We start from the raw sequence: 21,487 nt of genomic DNA on the forward strand, positions 1-21,487 counted from the left end.
AGGCCGACGCGTGGCGGTGCCCTCGCGCGCCAGTGTGGATCACATGCTGAAAGTGAATACGTTGCCGAACGTGCCGCCATGGGCGCAACGCGCCGCCGTAGGTGCGGCGTTGACCAATGTGCCCTCGGGGCTGTGGCGCCTGGCCATCGCGGTGGGCCTTCCGGTGGGACTGGCCCGGTCCGAGTACGACCAGATGCAGGCCCCCGGCCCGGGGTCGTTCTACCTTGTCGGCCTCAGCCTGGTCTCCGAGCTCTTCGCGTTCCTCACCCTCGGGCTCGTCCAGCGCTGGGGCGAGACCTGGCCGCGGTGGCTTCCATTTCTGCGCGGGCGTCGCGTCCCGGTCCTGCCGGCCACCGTCGTGGCGGGACTGGGCGCGCTGGCCACGACGGCCTTCGGCGTGATGTTCGTGTACACGTCGGTCAACGCGGACATGGACGCATCGCCCTGGGGCACCTGGCTGCTCAACATCGCCTACGCCCCGCTGCTCCTGTGGGGCCCGCTGCTGGGCGCGGTCACGGTGCACTACTACCGTCGCCGGACGGCCGTCCCGCCCGTACCGGCTTACGAACCCACGCTCACCGTGAACCGGCGCGGATTGCCGTCATGCGCGGCGCCCGACACGTCCGGCTGCCCGTCGGGACGTACGTCGTCGTACGGGAAGGCGTAGCCGATGGGGGAGTTGGCGTGCACCACCCGTGACCAGTGGTTGGTCACCGGGCCCCGGTAGTAGTCGGCGGCCGTCGGGCCGTTCGGCTGCGAGGGGTGCGTGAGCATGATGCTGCGGTTGAAACCGGCCGCGAGCCGCGCGAGGAGGCCCTTCTTGTCGTCCGGGTCGCCGGGGTTGTTGGCGAAGGGGCCGTGGTTGCAGGTGAAGATGTCCTTCGACGTCGGCTTGGTGAAGGAGTGGCCGCCGTTGAACGTCAGTACGTCGCCGCTGACGCGCCCGGTGAACACGCCGCGCCCGCCCTGGAGGTCGATCTTCAGGTCGGTGGAGCGGTACTTGTCCCACACCTGGTCGATGTAGCCGTTCCATACGTCACGGAAGGGCATCTCGCCGGGCCTGTCGAAGTAGGGCGCCATGAGGTTCTGCGGTGAGATCACGCGCAGCACGCCTCCGCCGTCGCTCCGGATGACCAGGTCGTCCCACGGCTGCCCGTCCCTCGCCGCCTGTGCCACGAGGTCCGAGGCGATTCTGCCGACGGCGCCGTCGGGGAGCGGGGCGACGGTGTGCGTGGCGTCGCCCTCCAGGGTCAGCCCGATGGGCAGCGCGGTGACGAGGTCGACGTAGCTGATGTTGGCGAAGAGCTGCTGGGGGTTGAAGGTGAACTCGCAGAACGACCACGTGCGGCCGTAGTTGGGGTCCGCACGGTTCGCGAAGGCGGGCTCGACCAGGGCGGGGCCGGGGTTGAGGAAGAAGTCCAGCCTGTCGTCGCGTACGAAGTAGATTCGGGCACCGTACATCTGAGGAAGCGTCAACACCCGGGGCGCCGAACCGGCCGCGCCGAGCGGTATGGCGCAGTCGACCGGCAGCGGGGTCTGCGGCGCCGAGGGCGACTCGGGGCGGTAGACCCCGCCGTCCGGCTTGAGCAGCAGCCAGCGGCCGGTGCCCTGCTCATGACCGGTGACGTACGCGCGCACTTGGCCCGGAAGCGACTTGTTCCGCAGGGCCAGCTCACAGGTGGTGGGAGCGGCCTTGCCGCCCGCCCGGGCACTGGCGCTGAGAGCGCTCCCCCAGAGGGGGTGGGTGAGGGCGCCCGCGGCGCCGGCGGCGGTGGTCAGAAACGTTCGACGCGATATCACGGAAGGTCTCCTGCACGGGTCGTGGGGGGTGGTGCACCACTGTCGCGGCAGGCGATCGAGGCGTCAAGAGATGTGACTGAGAGCGCTCTCAGAAATGTGTTTCCTTCACGAAGTGACGACAGGGCGGATTGTCAGTGGCGGGTGCCAGACTCGAAGAGACGGCAGCGAGACGCAGCGAGATGCGACAAAGGAGTCGATCATGGTCGGTACCCGTTTTGTCACAGGCGCTCCGGTCTGGGTGGACATGTGCGCCCCGGACCTCGACAGCGTCGGCGCCTTCTACCGCGAGCTGTTCGGCTGGGAGCTCCAGCAGGGCGGCCCGGAAGTGGGGGGCTACAGCCAGTTCCAGATCTCCGGCAGGACCGCGGCGGGCGCGATGGCCATGGCGGCCGACGAGGCCCCGCCGACCTGGACGCTCTACTTCCGCGCGACGGACGTCGACGCCACGGCGAAATCCGTCGAGCAGCTCGGCGGCAGCACGCTCGTCGAAGCCATGGACATCCGCGACCTCGGCCGCATGGCGGGCTTCACCGACCCGGCGGGCGTGCCGTTCTCCGTGTGGCAGCAGGGACAGCTCAAGGGCCTCGATGTCCTGAACGAGCCGGGCGGCCTGGTCTGGACCGAGCTGTACACCCCGGACGTCGCCGCGGCCACGTCGTTCTACGGCTCGGTGTGCGGCTGGCAGACCACCGAGATGACCTTCCCCGGCGGCTCGTACACGATGGTGCACCCCGCCGACGGCACCGAGGACGACATGTTCGGCGGCATCGTGCCGCTCGACAGCGACCCCACCGAAGAGGGGGCGTACTGGCTGCCGTACTTCCAGGTGGACGACTGCGACGACACGGTCGCCAAGGCCGAGCGGGCCGGTGGCGCGGTGCGGATGCGGACGGTGGAGATGGCGGGCGTCGGCCGCTTCGCCAAGCTCGCCGACCCGGCGGGCGCCCGGTTCGCGGTGCTGCAGCCCTCCCCTCCCGGTGAGCGGATGGAGTCCTGACCCGTGGGCGGACGGTCGTTGATCGTTCGTTGATCGCTTGTTTCGCGCGCCGGGGCAGTATCGGTGCCATGCAGATCGACATGACGGCCCAGCCCGAACTCGCCTGGCAGGAGCAGGCGCTGTGCGCGCAGACCGGAGCGGATTTCTTCTTCCCCGAGCCCGGAAGCTCGGTGCGCGAGGCGAAGTACATCTGCCGGATGTGCCAGATGCGCCCGGCCTGCCTGGAGTACGCACTCGCCAACGACGAGCGGTTCGGCGTCTGGGGCGGCCTCTCCGAGAAGGAGAGGTACGCCCTCAGACGCGTACCGCGCGGCACACGGTGACGTGCGTGCGCCTTCAGGCGTACGTCACCGTGAACCGCCGCGTCCCCGCGGGGATCTGGACATCGTCACCGGAGACGGGCAGGTCGTGCCCGTCCGCCGTCGCCGCCCGCACCTGACCGAACCGGCAGGGATAGACGTACCGCACCCGCTCCGGGGCCTCGGTGACCTCCACCGCGACCGTCCGCTCGCCCGCGTCATGGGTGAGCCGGTAGCCGAAGGGCTCACCGAAGAGCGTCGGCGCGGACTCCACGGCCACCGTGTCGCCGTCCGGCACCCAGTGCGGACGTACGCCGGGCGCGATGTACACGTGCGGGTCGCGGTCCTCGTCCGCCTCGAAGAGCAGGATGTCGCGGATCAGGAGCAGATACTCGGCGGCGGCCCAGCCGTGCGGGATGTCGCCCATGTACCAGTGCCGCGATGGCACTTCGTGGAAGTCCGACGCGATGGTGAACGCGTGCTGCTCGTTCCACGCGCCGAGGGCCACCGCACGGCCCTCCGCGCGGGGGAACGAGGCGCCGACGATCCAGCCGAGCAGCGCGTCCATCCGCACCGGATCGCCCGCGAGCAGGTACGCGTGCGCCAACTGCGTGGTGAGGTAGGGGCCGTAGGCGTTCCAGGCCGCCTCGTGGCGGTAGCCGCCCGACACGAAGTGGGCGTACATGGTGTCGAGTGTGAAGCGGGCCGCCCGGTCGATGTCCGGGCCCAGCTTGCTGCCCATGTGCAGGCGCAGCGGATGGAAGAACGCCGCGGTGCCGATCATCGTCGAGTCGAGCCGCCCGACGTCGCCCGGCCCGGTCGGAATGTACGTCTCCCACGCCCCGCGCCTGCGCTGCTCCTCCAGGACCCAGTGGATCGAGGCCGCCGTCGCGCGCTTCGTGTCGTCGAACACGGCCCAGAGTTCGGGCACGTCCGGCGAGCCGATGCGCTCCGCGAGCCGCGCCGCCTCGTACAGACCGGCCAGCGCCCACAGGTCGTCCCAGTAGTGCGGCTTGTCGCGCTCGCCCACATGCTCGGCGCTCCAGCCGCTGTGCAGCAGCCCGTACTGGTCGCGGTTGTCGCGCAGCCACCGGGCGCCGTCGATCACGTACGGCGTGTAGAGCTTGGCGCCGAACGCGTCGGCGGGCCCCTTCGTGCGGTCGAGGCGGCCGATCGCCCACAGCGCCTGGCCGTTGCTGTCCCACTCGCGGTCGTCGCGCTCGTGCGGGCCGCCGTAGAAGCCGTACTCGGCGCACGGCCCGATCCGGCCCGTGCCGCGGTTGAACTTCAGCGGGTAGTGCGTGCCCAGCTGGTGCTCGGCGAGCGCCGCGTCGCCCACCAGCGAGCAGGCGGTCGCCTCCACGGACGAGTCACGGATCCAGAACGAGTCGTAGACCGTCGGGCCCGGATGGATCTCGCCGCCGTCGGAGAGGATGAGCAGCTGCGAGCGCGACTGGCGGAACAGGTCCGTCAGATGGGAGACGGCGCGCGGCAGTCGGGGCTGAAGCCCCTGGTCGAGCAGTTTGGTCGTCCAGAACGTCCGGTTGGCCGCCTCCAGTTCGGCGGCCGGGGTCGCCGTGATCTCTGCGAGGTCGGCGGCCCCGCTGTACAGATCGACGGGCAGCCGCACATCGAGCTCGAACGTCTCGTCGTCGACGACCCGGAACGGCCACGCGAACGCCGCGCTGCACATCCCCGCGATCTGGTCCTGCGCCTGCCGCGCCCCGTTCAGCTTGCCGCCCATGACCAGGTCGTGGAAGGGGCTGTGCGTCAGATACGCGTTCGGGTCGTAGGAGAAGTCGGGGTTGCCGTACACGCCGTACTGCTCGGGTGCCGTGTCGAACACCGGGCCCCACCCGCTGTTCGTCTCCGCCCGGCTCTCCTCCGGCAGATACCGCAGGAACGTCAGCCTCCGGTCGGTGATCTGCCGGCCGTTGCGGTCGTGCCGCTGGAAGCCGCTGGGCCCCGCCGGCATGACCGCCGCGCACAGCCACCCCTCGCGCTGCCGCCCGGTCGCGGTGCCCACGGTCAGCCGTGTCACCACGAGGTCCCGCTGCCGCGCGCCGACGGTCGTCGCGAATGTGCGCTGCACGAACGCGACGCCGTCCGGCGTGCGGAAGTCGGTCAGGACGACGGGCAGGTGCGGCGCCTCCACGCGCTGGCCGACCGTGCCGCCGTCGGTGAGCTGCGGCAGGTGCAGGGCGCCCGACGCCGGGTCGTACAGGAAGAAGGACAGGCAGTACTTGTCGTAGACCGGCTCGATCTCACCGGCCTGACCGATCAGGGACTCCTGACGGTGATCCTTCACGCCCACCATGTGCCAGTAGCGGTACAGGGCGTTGGAGGCCAGGGCGGCCTCCTTCGATTCGTACGTCCCGGCGTCGAAGTCGTCGCTCCAGCGCCGGAAGGCCTGCTGCGCCCACCACGGCACGGGAGAGGGCACTTGCGCCCTGCCCGTCCAGTTGCGCCACATGACCTCGTAGAACATCCACTCATGGGTCTGTGCCATGGGTTCCACCCCCATGCCACAGTCGCACCGGGGAGGACGTCCGTAAATCGATGCGGCGCCACTGGCTGGTGTACGGCGGTCAGGCCCCGCTGCGCGGGCGTCAGGCTCCGCGCGCCGCCAACCGCGCCTTGCGGGCGGCCAGCTTCTCGTCGAACTTGGACGCCTCCGCGTCGAGCCCGCCCATGAAGAAGCCCAGCTCCTCCTGCGCCTTCAGGCCCTCGGGACCGAGGCCGTCGATCTCCAGGACCTTCAGGTGGCGCAGCACGGGCTGGAGCACGTCGTCGTGGTGGATGCGCATGTTGTAGACCTCGCCGATGGCCATCTGCGCGGCGGCCCGCTCGAAGCCCGGCATGCCGTGGCCCGGCATGCGGAAGTTGACCACCACGTCACGGACGGCCTGCATGGTCAGGTCGGGCGCGAGCTCGAAGGCGGCCTTCAGGAGGTTCCGGTAGAAGACCATGTGGAGGTTCTCGTCGGTGGCGATGCGGGCCAGCATGCGGTCGCAGACCGGGTCGCCCGACTGGTGTCCGGTGTTGCGGTGCGAGATGCGGGTCGCCAGTTCCTGGAAGGCCACGTACGCGACCGAGTGGAGCATCGAGTGGCGGTTGTCCGACTCGAAGCCCTCGCTCATGTGCATCATCCGGAAGCGTTCCAGCTCGTCCGGGTCGACGGCGCGCGAGGCCAGGAGGTAGTCACGCATCACGATGCCGTGCCTGCCCTCCTCGGCCGTCCAGCGGTGCACCCAGGTGCCCCAGGCGCCGTCGCGGCCGAAGAGGGAGGCGATCTCGTGGTGGTAGCTGGGGAGGTTGTCCTCGGTGAGCAGGTTGACCACCAGGGCGATGCGCCCGATGTCGGTGACCGGGGACTGGCCCTTCTCCCACGCCTCGCCGTCCTCGAAGAAGCCGGGGAAGTTGCGGGCGTCGGAGAACGGGACGTACTCGTGGGGCATCCAGTCCTTGGCCACCTTCAGGTGGCGATTGAGTTCCTGCTCGACCACTTCTTCCAGCGCGTAGAGCAGCCGGGCATCGGTCCAGCTGTCCGTGCTGCCGAGGTGGGGAGAGGTGATCGTCACGTGGGCTCCATACGGGGACGGGGATACTTACGAGCAGTGCGAGCGGTGCACTACCTACGGTCTCGTAGGTTACGTTGCCGTAGGTTAAACCCACCGTAAAGGGGCTGTGAGCCCGGCCCCCATACGTCTCCCCAGCAACAAAGGCCTCATTACTGGTCAGGCGTACAGTTCCCGGAACCGGACTGAGAGGCACGTCACACAGCCTTCGAGCTTCTCGAACTCGCTGATGTCCACCAAAACCGGGTCGAAACCGAGACCGGCGAAAAGCTCCGCGCTCTTCGGCGCGCTCGCCGCCATCAGCAGCCTCGTGCCGCCCAGGAGCACCACGTGCGCGCCCGGCTCCTCCGGCACGGGCAGGAAGCGCGGGAAGAGCGAGGGGCTGTCGACCAGCGGCTCGTATCCGATGACCGTCCCGTCGGGCAGCGCCGTCACCGCCGACTTCAGATGCAGGACCTTGGCGACGGGGACGGCGACCACGCGCGCGCCGAGCGGTTCGAAGGCGGCCCGCAGCTGCCGCACCCCCTCCGCGTCGGTCCTGCCGCCCCGCCCCACGTAGACCGTGTCGCCGATCTTGAGGATGTCGCCGCCGTCGAGCGTGCCGGGCTCCCGGATCCGGTTCACGGAGCAGCCGAGCCGGGCCACCGCCTCCTCGACGGCCGGCGTCTCGCCCCGCCGGGCCTCGGCTCCAGGCCGGGCGATCAGCGCCACGTTCCGGAAGACGACGACCGTGTCCTCCACGAACACCGAGTCCGGGCAGTCGTCCGCGGGCTCCACCTCCAGCGTCTGCCAGCCGTGCGCGTCCAGCGCCGCGACGTACGCCTCCCACTGCCGCAGCGCGAGCCCCACGTCGACCGGGGTGCGTTCCAGGTGGGTGAGCAGCCCTTCGGCGAGGCGCGGGCCGGGACGGCGGATCAGGGCCTTCTTGCTGGGCACGGGGTACTCCTCATGGCGGCGGGGGCGGTGCCGCACATCATGCGGCGCGTTCCCCGTCCGGGGCCAGAGTGCTCCGGAGGTGATCCGCCGTGAACGACCCCCGTGTCTGGAGGAGCCGCGCCGGAGTGCCCTCGAAGACGATCCGCCCGCCGTGCTTGCCGCCGTCGGGGCCGAGGTCGATGACCCAGTCCGCGTGCTTGACGACGTCGAGGTTGTGCTCGACGACGAGCACCGTGTTCCCGGCGTCGACGAGCCGGTCGAGCATCGCGAGGAGCCCGTCGACGTCCGCCATGTGCAGGCCGGTCGTCGGTTCGTCCAGGACGTACGTCGTGCCGGTGCGGTGCAGCTGCGTGGCCAGCTTGATGCGCTGGCGCTCGCCGCCGGACAGGGTGCTGAGCGGCTGGCCGAGCGTGAGATAGGTGAGCCCGACGTCCCGCAGGGCGCCGAGGCGTCGGCGTACCGCCGGGTCGTCGAAGCGGCCGAAGAAGTCCAGCGCCCGCTCGGCGGTCATCTCCAGCACGTCGACGACGGACCGGCCGTCGACGGTGAGGCGCAGCACCTCGTCCTTGAAGCGCCGCCCCTCGCACGCCTCGCACGTCGTGGTCACCGGGTCCATGAAGGCCAGATCGCTGTAGATGATCCCGCGCCCCTGACAACGCTCGCACGCACCGTGGGAGTTGAAGCTGAACAGGCTCGCCTTCGCGCCCGTCTCCCGCGCGAAGAGCTTGCGCACCGTGTCCATGATCCCGAGGTAGGTCGCCGGGGTCGAGCGGCCCGAGATGCCGATGGACGACTGGTCGACGACCACGGCGTCCGGGTGGGCCGCGGTGAACGCCTTCGACACCAGCGTGCTCTTGCCGGATCCGGCGACGCCGGTGACCGCGGTGAGCACGCCGGTCGGCACGCGCACGCTGACGTTCTTGAGGTTGTGCAGATCGGCGCCCTTGATCCAGTGTCCGCCGGTCGCCTCGCGCGGCTTCTCCTTGATGGTCCTGACGCGGCGCAGGTGGCGGCCGGTGAGGGTGTCCGCCTGCCGCAGCTCGTCCGGCGTGCCCTCGAAGACGACCAGGCCGCCGTCGGTGCCGGCCGCGGGTCCCATGTCGACGACGTGGTCGGCGACCGCGATCACGTCCGGGTCGTGCTCGACGACCAGGACGGTGTTGCCCTTGTCGCGCAGCCGCAGCAGCAGGTCGTTCAGCCGCCCCACGTCGCGTGGGTGCAGGCCGACGCTCGGTTCGTCGAAGATGTACGTCATACCGGTGAGGCTGGAGCCGAGATGGCGCACCATCTTCAGGCGCTGCCCCTCGCCGCCGGAGAGCGTGGACGTCTCGCGGTCCAGGCTGAGATAGCCGAGCCCGATCGCCTCGATCCGCTCCAGCGCGGCGACGGCGGCCCCGGCGATCGGGCCGGCCACCGGATCGTGGATGCGGCCCAACTCCTTGATGAGGTCGGTGACTTCCATCCCGGTGCAGTCGGCGATGCCGAGGCCGTTGACGCGCGTGGCGAGCGCCGCCGGGTTGAGCCGCGCCCCGCGGCAGGACGGGCAGGCGCCTTCGACGAGGAAGCCCCGCACCAGGTCGCGCGTCTTCTGGGAGAGCGCGGACAGGTCGCGGTTGAGGTAGAGCCGCTCGAAGCGGTCGGCGAGCCCTTCGTAGTCGATGTCCCGGGCGCCGCCGGTGTTGTCGACGTTGACCTTCACCTTTCCGCGGCCACCGCGCAGCAGGAACTGCCGCTCTGCGTCGGTGAATCGGCCGACCGGCTTGTGCGTGTCGAGGTCGGTCGTGTTGGTGTACGTCTGGCCCTGCCAGGTCCCCGCGGCGAACGGCGGGAAGAGGATCGCGCCGTCCGCCAGGGACCTGGCCGGGTCGAGGATGCGGTCGTAGTCGGGCCGCACGGTACGGCCGAGGCCGTCGCACTCGGGGCACATGCCCGACGGGTCGTTGAACGAATACGCCGTCGCCGGGCCCGCGCTCGGCGTGCCGTGCCGGGAGAAGAGCACCCTGATCACGGAGTAGACGTCCGTCATCGTGCCCACCGTTGAGCGGGAGTGGCCGCCGATCGGCCTCTGGTCGACGACGATCGCGGGCGAGAGGTCCTCGATGGCGTCCGCGTGCGGCCGCTCGTACTTCGGCAGCCGGTTGCGCACGAACCAGGTGAAGGTCTCGTTCAGCTGACGCTGGGACTCGACCGCGATCGTGTCGAAGACGACCGACGACTTCCCGGACCCCGACACCCCGGTGAAGACCGTGAGGCGGCCTTTCGGGATGCGCAGGTCCACTTCCTTGAGGTTGTTCTCACGGGCTCCGACGATGGCGATGTGCTGGTGCGTGCTCTGCTGTACGCCCTGTCGCGTGCCCCGGTGCTGTCGCGTGTCCTGGTGCATACACGCGAAGCTAATCGGAATACCCGACAGCTTCTGTCTTCTTTTCCTGGGTGATCTCCTTCAGTTCGCCGTCCAGGAGCAGCCACCGTGTGATGCCGATGGATTCCAGGAACGGCAGGTCGTGACTGGCCACGATCAGCGCGCCCTCGTACGACTCCAGGGCCGTCGACAGCTGCTTCACGCTCGCCATGTCGAGGTTGTTCGTCGGCTCGTCGAGCATGAGCAGCTGCGGCGCGGGCTCGGCCAGGAGCAGCGCGGCGAGCGCCGCCCGGAACCGCTCGCCGCCCGAGAGGGACCCCGCCCGCTGATCGGCCTTGGCCCCCTTGAACAGGAAGCGGGCCAGGCGCGCCCGGACCCGGTTGTTGGTCGCGTCAGGGGCGTACGACGCCACGTTCTCGGCGACGGTCAGCTCGTCGTCGAGCACGTCGAGGCGCTGCGGCAGAAAGCGCAGCGGTACGTGCGCCCGAGCCTCGCCAAAGACCGCGTCCAGCTCCCCGGCGATGGTGCGCAGCAGCGTCGTCTTGCCCGCGCCGTTGCGTCCGGTCAGCGCGATCCGCTCGGGGCCGCGCAGCTCGAACTCGCCCTGGACGCGGGCGCCGTAGCGCAGTCCGAGACCGCTCAGGGTGAGGACGGTGCGCCCCGGGTGGACCAGGGTGTGTGGCAGGTCGACGCGGATCTCGTCGTCGTCCCGGACCGCCTCCACGGCGTCGTCGAGGCGCTCCTTGGCCTCGGCGAGCTTCTCCTCGTGCAGGATGCGGTGCTTGCCCGCCGACTCCTGGGCGGCGCGCTTGCGGGCGCCCATCAAGATCTTCGGCTGGCTCCTGCTGTCCTGGATCTTCTGGCCGTACCGCTTGCGGCGGGCCAACTTGACCTGGGCGTCGGCCAGATCGCGTTTCTGCCTCTTCAGGTCGGACTCGGCGACGCGCACCATGCGCTCCGCCGCCTCCTGCTCGGTGGCGAGGGCTTCCTCGTACGCGCTGAAGTTGCCGCCGTACCAACTGACCTCGCCCTCGCGCAGATCGGCGATCTGGTCGACGAGGTCGAGGAGTTCACGGTCGTGGCTGACCACGACGAGCACTCCGGTCCACGCCTCGACGGCCGCGTACAGGCGCCGACGGGCGTACAGGTCGAGGTTGTTGGTCGGTTCGTCGAGCAGCAGGACGTCGGGTCGGCGCAGGAGCAGCGCGGCCAGGCGCAGCAGCACCGACTCGCCGCCCGAGACCTCGCCCGTGGTGCGGTCGAGGCCGATGTGGCCGAGCCCGAGCTGGTCGAGGGTGGCGCGGGCGCGCTCCTCGACGTCCCAGTCGTCGCCGACGGCCGCGAAGTGCTCCTCGCGCACGTCGCCCGCCTCGATGGCGTGCAGCGCGGCGCGGGTCGCGGCGATGCCGAGCACCTCGTCGACGCGCAGCCCGGTGTCGAGGGTGACGTTCTGCGGCAGATGGCCGACCTCGCCGGTGACCTTGACGGTGCCTTCGGCGGGCGTCAGCTCACCGGCGATGAGCTTCAACAGCGTCGACTTGCCTGAGCCGTTGACGCCGATGAGTCCGGTCCTGCCGGGCCCGAAGGCCACTTGGAGGCCGTCGAGGACGACCGTTCCGTCGGGCCAGGCGAAGGCGAGCGACGTGCAGGTGACAGAGGTGGGGAAAGTAGACATACAGGCCTCGCGGTCGCGTGGTGTGGAGCGCGGTCAGGGACAACGCGTTCGAGACACCGCGGCGGGGTGGGGCCAGAAAGGAGAGAAGGCCTGCGCCGGGGGACGGGACGGCTCGTATGCCGAGGTCGCACGCGACGTACACGGCAGCGAAAGCTGCGTGACGCGGTGTCTCATGACCTCAGACGAGCAACGTCCTTCTCCTATCGACGGCAACAGAACCGTTGTACACGGTAGGAAGCCCCGAATCCCCTGTCAATGTTTTATCGCGGCGCCGCCGCTCGGCGCGGCGGGCGGGACCGGCCGCTCGAAGAAGGTTTCCAGGGACACCGTCGCCTGCGTGCCGCTCACGCCGTCGATCGCGTACAGCCTGCGCAGCACGTCCTGGAGCTGCTCCGTCGTCGCGGCGCGCACCTTCACCAGGACCGCGGCGGTGCCCGCGATGACATGCGCCTCCTGGATCTCCGGGATCGCCGCGAAGGCCTCGGCCGAATCTCCCATCCAGGCCGTCGATTCGACCATCACGAAGGCCAGGACGCCGCGGCCCAGCGCCGCCGGGTCCACATCGATGGTGGTGCGCCGGATGACGCCCCGCTCGCGCAGCTTGCGCACCCGTTCGTGGGCGGCGCCCGCGGAGAGACCGACCTCCTTGCCGAGCGCGGCATACGCGGTGGTCGCGTCCTGTTGGAGGACCGCGATCAGCTTGCGGTCGATGTCGTCCACGTCATGCACCATCCCCATGGCGCAACCATATACGGTTCTGGCATAGTCCACCGCGGCTGTACGAGATTCAGTCCACAAGCGCCTGGGGGTAGGCATGTCCGGTACCGACGACACCACACTGTATGAGATTCTGGACGACCGGTTCCGCACCGGTCGGTGCGCGAACGGCGACGACCGCCTGGAGAAGCTGTACGGCGGCTGCCGCTGGGCCGAGGGACCCCTCTACCTCCCCGCCTGGCGCCAGCTGATCTGGAGCGACATCCCCAACGACCGGTTGCTGCGCTGGGACGAGACGACCGGAGCGGTCTCCGTCTTCCGCTCCCCGGCCGGGCACGTCAACGGCAACACGCTCGACCGCGAGGGCCGGCTGATCAGCTGCGAGCAGGGCAACCGGCGGGTCACCCGCACCGAGCCCGACGGCAGGATCACCGTGCTCGCCGACCGCTACGACGGCAAGCGGCTCAACAGCCCCAACGACGCGGTCGTACGCTCCGACGGCTCGGTGTGGTTCTCCGACCCCGACTTCGGGATCACCAGCGACTACGAGGGCTTCCGCGCCGAGCCCGAGCTCGACGGTCTCAACGTCTACCGGATCGACCCGGACTCGGGTCGGGTGCGCCTGGTCGCGGACTGTTTCGAGGCCCCGAACGGGCTTGTCTTCTCTCCCGACGAGCGGCAGTTGTACGTCTCGGACACGCGGGGCGGCGTCATCCGCGCCTTCGACGTCCGCGACGACGGGACGCTCTCCGACGGGGAGGTCTTCGCCAAGACCACGGACGGCGTCAGCCACTTCGACAACCTCCGCTTCGACGACGGAGGCCGGCTGTGGGCGGCGGCCATCCAGGGCGGGGTGCACTGCTACGACCCGGACGGGACGCTCATCGGCCGCCTCAACATCCCGGAGCCGGTCTCGAACATCGCCTTCGGCGGCCCCAAGAACAACCGCCTGTTCATCACCGCGTCGACCTCGCTCTACTCGGTGGTCATGGCGGTCACCGGGCTGCCGCGGGTGCGGCGCTGACGCGCGGGCACCGAGCCGGTCGATGAGGCGACCCGCGCCGCTATCGTTCAGTGCTACCGGCTCACCGCTCACCGGCGGCGACCGCCGATCGCTCCCCTGAAGGGCATGAGAGAGGAGGCGCCGTGCACCACAGCACGCTGTCCCTGCCCGCGAGGCTCTTCCTGCTGGCGTGGAACACGGACCGGGGCAAGTTCACCGGGGGCCCCGACCTCCACCTCGCGATCCGCGCCGGGGCCCTGGCCGAACTCGCCCAGCGCGGCATGCTCGTCGAGACGGGCGGCGGTGTCGTCATGCCCGCCGTCGGCGCCCGCACCGGGGACACCGTGCTGGACGCCCTCGTCGACCTGGTCGAGCGGTCGAAGCCGCGCAAGTGGCGCGGCTGGATGACGTACCGCTCCCGGGACACGCTCACCGCGGTCCGCGACCAGCTGACCGCCCACGGCTATCTGCGCATGGAGCGCAGACGCATCCTTGGTCTCTTTCCGTCCCGGACCTGGGAACTGGAACGCGTCGGACACGCCGAGACGCTCCACGCGGAGGCGCTGGCCGCGCTGCGCGGCGACCGGCCGGTCACGGAAGTGGCGCCGAGCGACGCGGCGCTGGTCGTATGCGCGGCCACCGGCAAGATGCGCACGCTCGTCAGCGGCAAGGACCGCAGGCGCCACAAGGACCGGCTCGCGGAGCTGACCGACCGCGGCGGCAGCGCCTCGCCGGAGCTGCGGACGCTGATGCGCAACCTCCGCAAGGCACAGGCCTCGGCGGTCGCCTCCGCCGAGATGGCACGCTCGTCGGGCGGCGGTGACGGAGGCGGCGGGGACTGAGGCAGTGGGGAACGAGCGCTGCTGTTCAAGGTGGTCGGCGGCTGAGGGAGGCCCGGTGGGGCGGGCTCACCGACGTGCGTCAGCGCCTCAGCACGCGTCCCGCATCAGCTCCACCAGGTCCTGGTCCAGGTCGACGTGGCGGTGCTCCTGGCCGACCGGCACCAGCGCGGTCGTGCGGCGCAGGAAGCCGCGCAGCTCCCCGGTGCGGATGTGGACGATCGCCGTCCCCTCGGGCGCGTGGAACTCCACGACCGTGCGGTCGAAGCCGTACGGCCGCACGCGTACGTCGCCGTCGCCCACCGCGCGCTGCACGCCGACGGTGAGCAGTTCGCGGGCGAAGGTCCAGCAGACCTCGACGCCCTCCAGGGTCGCGGGGGCGGGGAAGCTCATCCGCACGGCGAAGGGGTCCCGCCGGTCGTAGTGGAGTGTTGCGGGGATGGTCGGCATCCGCGGCGCGGCGGCGACCAGGCGGGCCTCTACGGCTTGCTCGATGACGGTGGACAACGCCTGCTCCCTCACTGACTGCTGGACGACTGGGGTCGGCACTTGAATAGACGACGGAATGACGGGATCCGTGCACACGCCGGGTGGGTGGGACCGAGTGACCTCTGTCACCGCGACACCGTGGAGGCGCCCGCGGTTCCCGGCCCCCGTCGTGCGGGGGGCGCCTTCAGGCCATCTGGACGGGGCCCGGCGCGTCGGCTAGCTTCGCCCGCCATGAGGGCCATGGGGAAGTCGAAGTCGATGAGACGCGCGATGCTGGCGGGACTCTGCGGGGCGGCGCTCGCCGGGGCCGTTCTCGCGGTGCCCGCGACCGTGAGCGCGGCGCCCGCGACCGCACGACCGGACGGGCAGGACCGCACCCCCGGCAGGGGTCCGGGCTGGCAGCTCAAGGACAGCGGCACCGACGCGCGCTTCCGCGGCCTCGCCGCCGTCAGCCGTCGCACGGCCTGGGTGGCCGGGTCCAAGGGAACCGTGTTGCGTACGTCGGACGGTGGCAGTACCTGGCGCGATGTGTCCCCACCGGGCCCACCGGGTGGCGCGGCTCTCGAACTGCGCGACGTGGCGGCCTTTGACGGCCGGCGCGCGGTGGTCCTCGCCATCGGCGAGGGCGAGGCGTCGCGGGTCCTGCGCACCGACGACGGCGGCGCGACATGGACGGAGTCCTTCCGCAACACCGACGCGAAGGCGTTCTACGACTGCATGACCTTCTTCGACCGCCGCCACGGCCTGGCGGTGAGCGATCCGGTCGACGGCAAGTACCGCATCCTGTCCACCGCGGACGGCGGCCGCTCCTGGAAGGTCCTGCCGAGCACCGGCATGCCGGCCGCGCAGGAGGGCGAGGCCGCCTTCGCGGCGAGCGGCCAGTGCCTGGTGAGCTCGGGGCCGCGCGACGTGTGGCTGGCCACCGGCGGGGCGTCCCGCGCGCGTGTCCTGCACTCCGCCGACCGGGGCCTGACCTGGACGGCCACCGACGCGCCGATCCCGGCGGGCGACCCGGCGCGCGGCGTCTTCGGCCTCGCCTTCCGCGACCGTACGCACGGCATCGCGGTCGGCGGCGACTACCGCCCCGACCAGACCTCGCCGCAGGCGGCGGCTCTCACCCGGAACGGCGGGCGCACGTGGATCTCGGCCGGGCAGCCGCCGCCCGCCTACCGCTCGGGCGTCACATGGTTCCCGCACAGCCGCACCACGGCCCTCGCGGTCGGCCCGACGGGCACCGACGTCACGTCGGACGGCGGCCGGAGCTGGCGGACCGTCGACCCGGGGTCGTACGACACCGTGGACTGCGCCGAGGACGGGGGCTGCTGGGCGTCCGGTGAGAAGGGGCGGATCGCCCGCCTGGAGGCTGACCTCGGTCGGGCGGGCCTCGGCCGGCCGGGCCTCCGCTAGGCGGGCAGCTGCTCGCGGTACGGGGCGAGCGCCGGCGCCGTCTTCGTCGCGATGAACTCGGTGACGCGGTACGCGCAGACCCCGGCCAGCACGAACGGGTCCGCGGCGGTGATCTCCTCGATCCGCGCGCGGTCGTCCGCGACCGCGAGGATCACGCCGCCGTCACGCGGGTTCTTGCGTCCGGAGGCGATGAACACCCCGGCCTCGTACTGCTCGTCGAGCCACGCCACGTGCGCCGCCAGTTGCTCGTCGACGGCGGAGAGGGGCGCGGTATAGGTCAATTCGAGGATGAACATGATCGTGAGGCTACCCGGGGCGTCCGGCGGTGGCGCCGGGCGTCCGCACCATGAACACGTCCACCGGGTCCTCGTCCTCCACCGTGAACCCGTGCCGCTCGTACATCCGCCGGGCGGCGCTGCCCCGCAGCACGTCCAGGCGGACGGTCACGCCCTCGGCGTCGGTCCGCTCCAGCAGGGAGCGCAGGACCGCGGAGCCGAGGCCCCGCCCCTGGGACTCCGGCGCCAGATAGAAGTGTTCGAGCCACCGCCCGTCCTCGGCGGGCCGCAGGGTGACGCATCCGATGAACGCGTCGCCCGTCTCGATCACCGAGGTGTGCTCGGCGGAGAAGGAGTCCCGCAGCCGCTGCCGCACCCGGTGCGGATCGAACCGGCCGAGCCGCTCCAGATCCGGCCGCATCACCGTCGCCCGCAGCTCGGCGATGGGCTCCATGTCCGCGGTCGTCGCGGTACGCAGTGTCCAGCTCATGATCGTCCGACTCATGATCGAAGTATCGCTCGCGGCCCGACACCGTCGTACGTGCGACGCTAGTCGGTCACGTCGATCCGGCCGTTCACAGGGGCGGGAGCCGCGGCCGGGGCGGGGGCCGTCGCCTTGCCACCGGTGAGGCCCTTGAGCAGCTCGGCGAGGTCGACTCCCGTGGTGGAGCTGAGGAGTTCGACGCCCTGGGCGACGTTGTCGGCGACCGTGCGGGACAGCTGGCTCGCCCCGTCCGTGGAGATGACCGTCATCTTGTCCACCGCGCTGAGCGGCTCGGACGCCTTGGCGACCACGCTCGGCAGGACCTCGACGACCATCTGCAGGACCGCCGCGTCGCCGTACCGCGCGAACGCCTCGGCCTTCTTGTGCATGGCCTGAGCCTCGGCGGCGCCCTTCGCGCCGATCGCGGCGGCCTCGGCCTCGCCCTCCAGGCGTACGGCGTCGGCGAGCGCGGCACGGTGCGCCTTCTCGCCCTCACCGGTGAGCCGGGCCCGCTCGGCGTCGGCCTCGGCCTGCTTGACCAGGCCGATCCTGCGGGCCTCCGCCTCCTGCTCGGCCTGGTAGCGCGCGGCGTCGGCGGGCTTGCGGACCCTGGTGTCCAACTCGCGGTCGGTCAGGGCGGCCTGGTGCTGGGCGACCTTCTCCTGCTCGGCCAGGACGTCCTGCTGCCGTGCGGCCTCGGCGAGCGGACCCGCGGCGGCGGCGCGCGCCGCGGCCTCGTCCGTCTCGGCCTTGATCTCGGCCTGCTTGAGCGCGAACGTCCGCTGGGCGATCGCGATCTCCTCCTCGGCCTTCAGGCGGGCCTGCTCGGCGGCGCGGCGCGCCACGGCCTCGGCGATGTCCGCCTCCTGCTTGGCGCGGGCGGCCTCGGGACGCCCGAGGTCCTCCAGGTAGGAGCCCTCGGTGGTGATGTCCTGGATCTGGAAGGCGTCCAGGACAAGGCCCTGCCCGGAGAGGCTGGCCTCGGCCTCCTCGGCGACCTGCCCGGCGAACGCGGCGCGGTCCCGGATGATGTCCTCCACCGACATCCGCCCCACGATGGAGCGCAGCGCTCCGGAGAGCACCTCCTGGGTGAAGCCGACGATGCCGTCCTGCTGCATGAGGAAGCGCTGCGCGGCGGCGCGGATGGAGTCCTCGGTGCCGCCCACCTTCACGATGGCGACGCCTTCGAGGTTGGCCTTCACACCGCGCAGCGTGACGGCGCCGCGGACCGCGATCGGGATGTGCCGCGAGGACAGGTCGAGGGTGAACTTCTGCTGCACGAACGGCACGACGAAGACGCCGCCGCCGACCACGACCTTCTGGCCGCTGTTGTCGGTCATGACGCGGCCGGTGTCCGGATCGGTGGACCTCTTGCCGCGCCGCCCGGTCACGATGAAGGCCTCACTGGGCCCGGCGACCTTGTAGCGGGTGATGACGACGAGCGCCAACAGGACGAGGAGTACGACGACTCCGATGACGGCGGTCAGGACTGGACTCATGGTGCGTTCCCCCCTGCCACCCCGGGGACGGCAGATCGGTTACAGGATGGTGGTCGGCCGAGGAACCGCGCGGGTCAGCGCTCCACGGGCCGGACCGCGACCGAGGTCGGCGTAAGGGCCGCGTCGACCCAGATCTCGGTGCCCCGCGCCACGGCGGCGGAGCTGCGCGCCGCGAACTTCACGGGCTGGCCCGCGAGGCGCAGCAGCACCTCGCCGTAGCCGTCGGCCGGGATCGCGGTCACGACGGAGCCCGCCGTGCCGACGAGGTCGTCGCCGCGCGGCGTGGGCGCGCTCTGGTCGCGCATCAGGGCGCGGGTCAGCTTCAAGGTGAGCCAGCCCGCTCCGGCTCCGGCGCAGGCCCCCGCGGCAGTGGCGGGGCCCGCGCCGAGACCGGTCGTGCCGAGCACGATCGCTCCGCCGAAGCTGAGCATCGACACGAACCCGGCGACGACCGGCAGTGAAAGGAGCCCGTCGAAGAGCCCGTCCAGCACGCCCGCTCCCCCGAAGAGCCCTTCGAGCACTCCGTCGAGGACGAGCGAGAGCACCAGCAGCACGATCCCCGCGATGCCGAGAACCAGAAAGACCGTCATCGGATCACTTCCCCCGTCATGCCGTTCACCTCGGTACGGAGAGATCATGACATGCCGATACGAGTACTCACATTGCCTGCTTCCGGCAGTCTTGACGCGCTCTTGATGCCGGTCGGCTCCGAGGGGCCCCAACTAGGCTGGCCCGCACGATGATCAGCTACCCACTACCCTCCGACTGGCCCACCGACGAGAAGGCGGCGCGCGCCGTCCAGGACGGGCTGCGCGCCCGCGTCGTCCTCGACGAACCGGGCCCGCCGCCCGGCACCGGACACGTGACGGGGGTGGACGTCGCGTACGACGACGAGCGGGACGTCGTCGCCGCGGCCGTCGTCGTGCTGGACGCGGCGACGCTGGACGTGATCGAGGAGGCGACGGCGGTCGGCACCGTGGCGTTCCCCTACGTGCCGGGCCTGCTGGCCTTCCGGGAGATCCCCACCGTGCTCACCGCGCTCTCCCGCCTCACGGCCGACCCGGGCCTGGTCGTCTGCGACGGCTACGGCGTCGCGCACCCGCGCCGCTTCGGCCTCGCGAGCCACCTCGGCGTCCTGACGGGACTGGCGACGATGGGCGTCGCGAAGAACCCCTTCACCTTCGCGTACGAGGCTCCGGCCGCGCCGCGGGGGAGCGCGTCGCCCCTGCTGGACGGCGCGGAGGAGGTGGGCAGGGCGCTGCGCACCCGCGAGGGCGTGAAACCGGTCTTCGTCTCGGCGGGCCACCGGGTGACGCTGGCCAACGCGTGCGAGCACGCGCTGCGCCTCACCCCGCGCTACCGCCTCCCGGAGTCCACGCGCCGCGCGGACGCGCTGTGCCGGGCCGCCCTGCGGGAGGCGGCCGGATGAAGGGCGTAAAGCAGCTGGATGAAGGGCGTAAAGCAGCCGGGTGAAGGCCGTGAAGCGGGCGGGTGAAAGGCGGGAAGAGGAGCGGGTTAGCATATGAGCGCCGCCTAGCTCGAAAGAGAAACCTGTGACTGTCAACGACGACTCGTTCACCAACTGGAAGAACCGCGAGGAGATCGCGGAGTCGATGATCCCGCTCATCGGGAAGCTGCACCGCGAGCGGGACGTGACGGTCCTGCTGCACAGCCGCTCCCTGGTGAACAAGTCGGTGGTCAGCATCCTCAAGACCCACCGCTTCGCCCGGCAGATCGCCGGCGAGGAGCTGTCGGTCACCGAGACGCTGCCCTTCCTGCAGGCGCTCACCACGCTCGACCTCGGCCCGTCGCAGATCGACATCGGCATGCTCGCCGCGACGTACAGGAGCGACGACCGCGGTCTGTCGGTGGCCGAGTTCACCGCCGAGGCCGTCGCCGGCGCCACCGGCGCCAACAAGATCGCGTGCCGCGACGGCCGCGACGTCGTCCTCTACGGCTTCGGCCGCATCGGCCGCCTCGTCGCCCGTCTGCTCATCGAGAAGGCAGGCTCCGGCAACGGCCTGCGGCTGCGCGCCATCGTCGTACGCGGGGGAGGGGAGCGGGCCGCCGAAGACATCGTCAAGCGGGCCTCGCTGCTGCGCCGCGACTCCATCCACGGCCAGTTCCAGGGCACCATCACCGTCGACGAGGCGAACAGCACGATCGTCGCCAACGGCAACGAGATCAAGGTGATCTACGCGAACGACCCCTCGGAGGTCGACTACACCGCGTACGGCATCAAGGACGCCATCCTCATCGACAACACCGGCAAGTGGCGCGACCGCGAGGGCCTCTCCAAGCACCTGCGCCCCGGCGTCGACAAGGTCGTCCTGACCGCTCCGGGCAAGGGCGACGTGCCCAACATCGTGCACGGCGTCAACCACGACATGATCAAGCCGGACGAGCGGATCCTGTCCTGCGCCTCCTGCACCACCAACGCGATCGTCCCGCCGCTGAAGGCGATGGCGGACGAGTACGGCGTGCTGCGCGGCCACGTGGAGACCATCCACTCGTTCACCAACGACCAGAACCTCCTGGACAACTACCACAAGGCCGACCGCCGCGGCCGCTCGGCGCCGCTCAACATGGTCATCACCGAGACCGGTGCCGCGTCCGCCGTGGCCAAGGCGCTGCCCGACCTCAAGGCGCCCATCACCGGCAGCTCGATCCGCGTCCCGGTGCCGGACGTCTCGATCGCGATCCTCAGCCTCACGCTCGGCCGCGAGGCCACCCGCGAGGAGGTCCTCGACTACCTCCGCAACGTGTCGCTGACCTCGCCGCTCAAGCGCCAGATCGACTTCACCAGCGCGCCCGACGCGGTCTCGAACGACTTCATCGGCTCGCGCCACGCCTCGATCGTCGACGCCGGCGCGACCAAGGTCGACGGCGACAACGCGATCCTCTACCTCTGGTACGACAACGAGTTCGGCTACTCGTGCCAGGTCATCCGCGTCGTCCAGCACGTCTCCGGCGTCGAGTACCCGACGTACCCCGTACCGGTCGCCTGATCCGCGCCGGGTGCCCCGCCCCACGCGGGCGGGGCACCCGACCGGCGCGCCCCGAGGGCCGGGGGGCCAGGCGCACCCCCCCGACGCGGGAGGTGAGCCCCGCGGCGGTCAGCCGCGGC

At 70.9% G+C, this 21,487-nt stretch carries 20 protein-coding genes; 8 read left to right on the top strand and 12 right to left on the bottom strand.

The annotated features are described in order from the left end of the window. The first annotated feature begins 118 nt into the window (after window positions 1–118). The gene (locus ACWDVB_RS32710; protein WP_451516156.1) at window positions 119–667 is read left to right on the top strand and encodes a hypothetical protein; all 549 of its coding nucleotides are present in this window, start codon (window positions 119–121) and stop codon (window positions 665–667) included. Here ACWDVB_RS32710 and ACWDVB_RS32715 read toward each other — a convergent pair. After that, window positions 562–1,800, bottom strand: a complete 1,239-nt coding sequence (locus tag ACWDVB_RS32715) for a glycoside hydrolase family 64 protein (RefSeq protein ID WP_451516044.1) — start codon at window positions 1,798–1,800, stop codon at window positions 562–564. The genes ACWDVB_RS32710 and ACWDVB_RS32715 overlap by 106 nt on opposite strands. A 199-nt stretch (window positions 1,801–1,999) precedes the next feature. Here ACWDVB_RS32715 and ACWDVB_RS32720 point away from each other — a divergent pair, with 199 nt between their 5' ends. Then, the gene (locus ACWDVB_RS32720) at window positions 2,000–2,797 is read left to right on the top strand and encodes a VOC family protein (protein ID WP_451516043.1); all 798 of its coding nucleotides are present in this window, start codon (window positions 2,000–2,002) and stop codon (window positions 2,795–2,797) included. A gap of 68 nt (window positions 2,798–2,865) precedes the next feature. Further along, window positions 2,866–3,120, top strand: a complete 255-nt coding sequence (locus ACWDVB_RS32725) for a WhiB family transcriptional regulator (RefSeq protein ID WP_451516042.1) — start codon at window positions 2,866–2,868, stop codon at window positions 3,118–3,120. A gap of 13 nt (window positions 3,121–3,133) precedes the next feature. Here ACWDVB_RS32725 and ACWDVB_RS32730 read toward each other — a convergent pair whose 3' ends face one another. The 6 genes from ACWDVB_RS32730 to ACWDVB_RS32755 form a co-directional block, all read right to left on the bottom strand. Beyond that, window positions 3,134–5,605 (bottom strand): hypothetical protein, encoded by a 2,472-nt coding sequence (locus ACWDVB_RS32730; protein ID WP_451516041.1) that lies wholly within the window; start codon window positions 5,603–5,605, stop codon window positions 3,134–3,136. Window positions 5,606–5,705: 100 nt separating this feature from the next. Continuing rightward, window positions 5,706–6,677, bottom strand: coding sequence for an acyl-ACP desaturase (locus ACWDVB_RS32735; RefSeq protein WP_451516040.1), 972 nt, complete (start codon window positions 6,675–6,677; stop codon window positions 5,706–5,708). A 156-nt stretch (window positions 6,678–6,833) separates the two neighbouring features. Continuing rightward, complete coding sequence (gene ddaH, locus ACWDVB_RS32740; protein ID WP_451516039.1) at window positions 6,834–7,610, bottom strand: dimethylargininase; 777 nt, start codon at window positions 7,608–7,610, stop codon at window positions 6,834–6,836. A 37-nt stretch (window positions 7,611–7,647) separates the two neighbouring features. After that, window positions 7,648–9,993, bottom strand: coding sequence for an ATP-binding cassette domain-containing protein (locus ACWDVB_RS32745; RefSeq protein ID WP_451516038.1), 2,346 nt, complete (start codon window positions 9,991–9,993; stop codon window positions 7,648–7,650). A gap of 10 nt (window positions 9,994–10,003) precedes the next feature. Then, window positions 10,004–11,647 (bottom strand): ABC-F family ATP-binding cassette domain-containing protein, encoded by a 1,644-nt coding sequence (locus ACWDVB_RS32750; RefSeq protein ID WP_451516037.1) that lies wholly within the window; start codon window positions 11,645–11,647, stop codon window positions 10,004–10,006. 252 nt (window positions 11,648–11,899) lie between these two features. Next, entirely contained in the window at window positions 11,900–12,367 is a 468-nt protein-coding gene (locus tag ACWDVB_RS32755; protein ID WP_451516155.1) for an Lrp/AsnC family transcriptional regulator, read from the bottom strand. 94 nt (window positions 12,368–12,461) lie between these two features. Between ACWDVB_RS32755 and ACWDVB_RS32760 the strand changes: the two genes are divergently transcribed. Together ACWDVB_RS32760 and ACWDVB_RS32765 are read left to right on the top strand one after the other, a co-directional pair. Beyond that, window positions 12,462–13,388 carry an SMP-30/gluconolactonase/LRE family protein gene (locus tag ACWDVB_RS32760; RefSeq protein WP_451516036.1) on the top strand — a complete coding sequence of 309 codons (927 nt, stop codon included), beginning with the start codon at window positions 12,462–12,464 and terminating at the stop codon, window positions 13,386–13,388. 122 nt (window positions 13,389–13,510) lie between these two features. Then, complete coding sequence (locus ACWDVB_RS32765; RefSeq protein ID WP_451516035.1) at window positions 13,511–14,209, top strand: GOLPH3/VPS74 family protein; 699 nt, start codon at window positions 13,511–13,513, stop codon at window positions 14,207–14,209. 87 nt (window positions 14,210–14,296) lie between these two features. On the opposite strand, the gene ACWDVB_RS32770 is transcribed toward ACWDVB_RS32765, so the two are convergent. Further along, the gene (locus ACWDVB_RS32770) at window positions 14,297–14,713 is read right to left on the bottom strand and encodes an SsgA family sporulation/cell division regulator (protein ID WP_451516034.1); all 417 of its coding nucleotides are present in this window, start codon (window positions 14,711–14,713) and stop codon (window positions 14,297–14,299) included. 213 nt (window positions 14,714–14,926) lie between these two features. On the opposite strand from ACWDVB_RS32770, the gene ACWDVB_RS32775 reads away from it, so the two are divergent. After that, the gene (locus ACWDVB_RS32775) at window positions 14,927–16,102 is read left to right on the top strand and encodes a WD40/YVTN/BNR-like repeat-containing protein (protein WP_451516033.1); all 1,176 of its coding nucleotides are present in this window, start codon (window positions 14,927–14,929) and stop codon (window positions 16,100–16,102) included. On the opposite strand, the gene ACWDVB_RS32780 is transcribed toward ACWDVB_RS32775, so the two are convergent. From ACWDVB_RS32780 to ACWDVB_RS32795, 4 genes are all read right to left on the bottom strand, one after another. After that, window positions 16,099–16,398: a YciI family protein gene (locus tag ACWDVB_RS32780; RefSeq protein WP_451516032.1), complete on the bottom strand. Its 300-nt coding sequence runs from the start codon at window positions 16,396–16,398 to the stop codon at window positions 16,099–16,101. The genes ACWDVB_RS32775 and ACWDVB_RS32780 overlap by 4 nt on opposite strands. A gap of 10 nt (window positions 16,399–16,408) precedes the next feature. Then, entirely contained in the window at window positions 16,409–16,882 is a 474-nt protein-coding gene (locus ACWDVB_RS32785; RefSeq protein ID WP_451516031.1) for an N-acetyltransferase family protein, read from the bottom strand. Between the two features lie 44 nt (window positions 16,883–16,926). Beyond that, a complete protein-coding gene (locus tag ACWDVB_RS32790) occupies window positions 16,927–18,360 on the bottom strand; it encodes a flotillin family protein (protein WP_451516030.1) in 1,434 nt (477 codons plus the stop codon). 74 nt (window positions 18,361–18,434) lie between these two features. Then, entirely contained in the window at window positions 18,435–18,950 is a 516-nt protein-coding gene (locus ACWDVB_RS32795; protein WP_451516029.1) for a hypothetical protein, read from the bottom strand. Between the two features lie 149 nt (window positions 18,951–19,099). Between ACWDVB_RS32795 and ACWDVB_RS32800 the strand changes: the two genes are divergently transcribed. Beyond that, complete coding sequence (locus tag ACWDVB_RS32800; RefSeq protein ID WP_451516028.1) at window positions 19,100–19,789, top strand: endonuclease V; 690 nt, start codon at window positions 19,100–19,102, stop codon at window positions 19,787–19,789. A gap of 124 nt (window positions 19,790–19,913) precedes the next feature. After that, window positions 19,914–21,368 (top strand): glyceraldehyde-3-phosphate dehydrogenase, encoded by a 1,455-nt coding sequence (locus tag ACWDVB_RS32805; protein WP_451516027.1) that lies wholly within the window; start codon window positions 19,914–19,916, stop codon window positions 21,366–21,368. Window positions 21,369–21,487 lie beyond the last annotated feature (119 nt).

Source organism: Streptomyces sp. NPDC003379 (assembly GCF_053589195.1).